2 protein-coding genes and 2 pseudogenes are annotated in these 4697 nt (G+C 71.4%); 2 read left to right on the top strand and 2 right to left on the bottom strand.

Features of this window, described 5'->3' with window-relative positions; genetic code table 11:
• Positions 1-949 (bottom strand): annotated as a pseudogene (locus GJ634_RS14155) (hypothetical protein); the annotation flags it as partial.
• Positions 950-1050: 101 nt separating this feature from the next.
• Between GJ634_RS14155 and GJ634_RS14160 the strand changes: the two are divergent.
• A complete protein-coding gene (locus GJ634_RS14160; protein WP_157503508.1) occupies positions 1051-1455 on the top strand; it encodes a hypothetical protein in 405 nt (134 codons plus the stop codon).
• A gap of 1 nt (position 1456) precedes the next feature.
• Here GJ634_RS14160 and GJ634_RS14165 read toward each other — a convergent pair whose 3' ends face one another.
• A complete protein-coding gene (locus GJ634_RS14165) occupies positions 1457-2839 on the bottom strand; it encodes an NAD(P)/FAD-dependent oxidoreductase (protein ID WP_157503509.1) in 1383 nt (460 codons plus the stop codon).
• A 93-nt stretch (positions 2840-2932) separates the two neighbouring features.
• Between GJ634_RS14165 and GJ634_RS14170 the strand changes: the two are divergent.
• Positions 2933-4551: pseudogene (locus tag GJ634_RS14170) on the top strand (gamma-glutamyltransferase family protein).
• The last annotated feature ends 146 nt before the right edge of the window (positions 4552-4697 follow it).

The following is a 4697-nucleotide window of genomic DNA, read 5'->3' on the forward strand; positions in this document are numbered from 1 at the left end:
GAGCCGCTGTTCGAACTCGTCGACGCGCGGGGATGCAGGCCATCCCGCCCGTGAGCACCACGGGGTTGTCGAGGGCCTGCTGGTAGATCTTCATGTAGTCGTTGGCGAGTTCGGGCATGAAGACGTTCGCCACCTCGTCGACCGCGTCGTCGACGTACTCGTCGACGGCGTCCATCACGCTGTCCTCGATGGTGAACTCGTAGGTGCCGCCGCCGGGCTGCTGGATGATGTCGCTGAACGGCTCGTAGTCGACGAAGTCCGCGTGCTCCTCCTTGTACTCGCGGGCGGTCGTGAGGTCGATGTTCACGCGGCCCTGCGTCTCCTCCTCGACGTAGTTCGCGATGCGCCGGTCGACCTCAGTGCCGGTGATGGCGCCCGTCGAGAACGGCGCGAGCTGTTCGCCGCGGCGGTACGCGCAGGCTTCGAGGTTCGTCGACCCCATGTTGACCGCGACGAACGTCTCCTCGATGGCTTCGAGGCCGTCGCCGAGCGCGGGTACCGCGCCGCACAGCGACTCGGGGTACGAGCGCACCAGCCGCTCGCCGATGGGGCCGTCCTCGATGATTTCGGAGAGCCGCTCCAGCCCGACCTCGTTGTCGATGGTGGGGATGGCGTACACCACCACGGAGTCCTCGGGGAGGCCGTTCGAGCGCGCGAACTCCTCGAGGAACGTCTTCGCGAGGTCCGTCGTCTCCTCGTCCTCGGGCAGCCCCGAGCGGAGCATGTAGCGCACGCGGTCGGGGTACTCGGTCGCGGCCTCCTCGCCGTAGAGGACGTGCTCCTCGCCGGTAAGCGCGTCCTCGTACGTGGCGAGACACGTCAGCGTCCGGAGGACGTTCGGGTCCGCGGCGTCGCCCGCGGAGACGACCGTGCGCGTGCTCCCGACTTTCACGCCGAGGGCGGCGGGCTGTTCGTCGAACTCGGCGTCACCGCTGTCTGACTCGGACATGTGTCGCCGTACCGACGGGGCGCGTATAACTCTTGGAGGCCCGGTTCCCGCTCGGCGAGTTCCGCCCGTGGTTTTTTGCTCGCGCTCCCCGCAGAGCCAGTATGGGCACCGACGGCAACCTCGACGAGGAGTTCGCGGACGAACTGGTCAGCACGTGCCGGACGACGGTCGGCGACCGCCTCCGCAGCGTCACGTACTTCGACACCACCCACGAGGAACAGATCTACCTCCGGGACGACCTCGAGTCGGGCGCGAACATCGTCGGGTTCGCGAACACCGAGCGCAACGGCTTCAAGTCCAAGCGCATCTACGACGACACCGAGCTCGGCGACTACCAGTTCACCATCCGCGCGTTCGAGCACGGCTACCTCACGCGGGTCATCCACGGCTACCACGGCGCGTTCGTCACCACCGACCGCCTGCCGACCGAGCGCTTCGAGGACCTCGCGAGCGCCGTCGACGGCGTGCTCGGGAAGTACGACACCGCGTGGCTGCGCCCCGACTGAGCTACAACTGGCTGGTCGCCTCCCGGAACAGGCCGTCGAGAATCTCGGGGGTCGTCGGGTGGTACGCGCGGTCCGGGAGCGCCCGGACGTCCATCCCGGCCTCCAGGACCACCTGCATCGTCTTCGCCATCGCGTCCGCGTCGTAGTGGAGGCCGTGGTAGCCGAGCACGGTGCCGTCGGCGGCGTCCACGACCAGCCGCGCCGTCCCCCGGGACGCGACTTTCGCCGCGAACACGCCGTCGTCGCTGGCGTCCCGCTGGGCGGTCACGACCTCGTGACCCGCCGCCCGCGCTTCCTCGGCCGTCAGTCCGAGTGACGCGAACGGGTAGACGCCCGCGGCCGAGAACACGACCTTGTGCGGGAGCGGGTCGTAGCGCTCCAACGCCTCGCCGCGCTCGCGGTGGACGACGTTCCGCCCCGCGAGGTACCCCTCTTCCTTGGCCGTGTGCAGGAGCATGCGGTCGCCGACCGCGTCCCCGACGACGAACACGCGGTCGTCGTCCGCGGCCTGCATCGTGTCCCCGACCCAGCCCGGCTCGGGCGAGAGCCGGGTCGCGTCCAGCCCGTCCGGGAACGCGGGGTCGTGGCCCGTGAACAGGAACAACCGGTCGCCCTCGGCGACGGAGCCGTCGTCGAGGTGGAGGCGCACGCCCTCCTCGGTCGACTCGACGCGCTCCTCGGAGACCTCCGTGCGGATCTCGACGCCGAACTCCTCGCGGTACGTCTCCAGTAGTTCCTCGCCGAACGACGGGTGGTAGCCGTCCAGCGGCCGGTCGTCGTGCTCGATTACGGTGAGGTCGACGCCGGCCTCCGCGAGGTACGGGACGAGCTCGAGGCCGACGTAGCCGAACCCCATCACCACCCCCGAGTCCGGGAGCTCGGTGGCGTCCAAGACGTCACGGCTCCCCATCCAGTCGACGCCCGCGAGCCCCGGGAGGTCGGGGACGTGCAGCGTCGACCCCGTGGCGAGCACCACGTAGTCCGCCTCGACGCGCTCGCCGCCGACGTCCAGCACGCGGTCGTCGACGAACGCGGCGGTCTCGTGGCGGAACGTGACGTGCTCGCGCTCCGCGAGCTCGTGGACCGCCTCCCGGCGGTGTTCGGCGTACCCGAGCACGTTGTCGTCCTTCCGCTCGACGACCCTCGACAGGTCCACGTCGGGCACGTCGCCGACGAGGCGGTCGTCGTGGCGCGCCTGATACCGGTGGGCGGCCGCCGACAGCACCTCCTTCGACGGCATGCACCCGCGGAGGATGCAGAGCCCGCCTCCGGGGTCGCCGTCGTCCACGAGTGTCAGTTCCACGTCCGCGTCGGCCAGCGCCTCGGCGGCCGCCACGCCCGCGCTCCCGTACGCTCCGACGACGACGACGTGCGGTCTCGTCATGGCTAGGGCGACGGCCGCCCGCGAGAAATGGTTTCGCCCCGGGGCGGCCCGCGCCGCGGCCACATTTACGGTGGCCGCGGTCCCTCTACGGGTATGGACTCCCCGGATCTCGACCGATTCGCGTCCCGGCGCTCGACGGTCTACGGCCAGCGCGGGGTCGTCGCGACCAGCCAGCCCCTCGCCGCGCAGGCCGCGTCTCCGCGCTCGAAGCCGGCGGGAACGCCTTCGACGCCGCCGTCGCCACCGCCGCCGCGCTGAACGTCGTCGAACCCACGTCGACCGGCCTCGGCGGCGACGTCTTCGCGTGCTACCGGACCGCGGACGGCGACGTCGGCGCGATGCGCTCCTGTGGCGGCGCGCCGGCCGACGCCACTATCGAGAACGTCCGCGAGGCCGTCGCCGCCGAGCGGGGCGTCGCGCCCGAGGCCGCCGAGATGCCCGAGACCGGCCCGCACACCGTCACCGTCCCCGGGACCGCGCGCGGCTGGGAGGCGACCGTCGAGCGCTTCGGCCGGACGGACCTCGAAGCGCTCCTCCGGCCCGCCATCCGGTACGCCACGGAGGGCTACCCGGTCTCCGAGCGCGTCGCCGCCCAGTGGGAGCACGCCGAGGAGCTGTTCGAGGACGCCCACGCCCGCGACGCCTACCTCTTCGACGGCGAAACGCCGACGGTCGGCCAGACCGTCGCGCTCCCGGAACTCGGCGGGACGCTCCGACGAATCGCCGAGGAGGGCGCGGACGTCGTCTACGAGGGCGAAATCGCACAAGCCATCGCCGACGAGGTCCAGTCGAAGGGCGGCTTCCTCACGACCGACGACCTCGCGGCCTTCGAGCCGGAGTTCCCCGACCCCGTCTCCACGACGTACAACGGGGCGGAAATCTACGAGCTCCCGCCGAACAATCAGGGCGTCGTCGCGCTGGAGGCGCTCAACATCGCGGAAGCGCTCGGCGCGGGCGAGTACCCGCTGGACTCGCCGGAGCGCGCCCACTACTTCGCGGAGGCGACGAAGCTCGCGTTCCACGACGGCCACCGCTACGTCACCGACCCCGACTACGAGGACCACCCGCCGCTCGCGTCCAAGGAGTGGGCGGCCGAGCGCGCCGGCGAAGTCGGCGAGACCGCGGGCGACGCCTCCTTCGGCGTGCCGGGCGCGAACGCGGAGGACGCCGACACCGTCCTGCTCTGCGTCGCCGACGACGAGGGCAACGTCGTCTCGTTCATCAACTCCCGGTTCGCGGGCTTCGGCTCCGGCCTCGTCGCCGGCGACACCGGCGTCGCGCTCCAGAACCGCGGGTCGTCGTTCTCGCTGGACGACGACCACCCGAACCGCCTCAAACCCGGCAAGCGGCCGTTCCACACGCTGATTCCCGGAATCGCGAAGCTCGGCGAGGACGACTGGGCGGCGTTCGGCGTGATGGGGGGCTACATGCAGCCGCAGGGCCACGTGCAGGTGCTCTCGAACGTCGTGGACTACGACCTCCCGCTACAGGCCGCCCTCGACCGGCCCCGCTGGCGCTACCGCGAGGACGGCGCGCTCGCGGTCGAACCGCACTTCGACTCGCAGGTCGCCGCGAAGCTCGCGCGCCGCGACCACCGCGTCCGCCTCCTCCCGAGCGACGAGTTCGGCGGCGCCCAGATTGTCAGGAACGACGGCGGCACCCTCTCGGCCGCCACGGAACCCCGGAAGGACGGCAACGCGCAGGGGTACTAGCGGTCGATTTCGCCCGCGTCGCCCGCCAGCACGGCCTCGACTTCCGCGCGCGTCACCAGCGCCGTGTCCCCGGGCATCGTGCGCTTCAGCGCCGCCGTCGCCGCGCCCCACTCGAGGGCGTCGGCCACGTCCCCGCCCTCGATGCG

It is taken from the genome of Halobacterium sp. CBA1126 (assembly GCF_009741975.1).
Classification (GTDB): Archaea; Halobacteriota; Halobacteria; order Halobacteriales; family Halobacteriaceae; genus Halobacterium.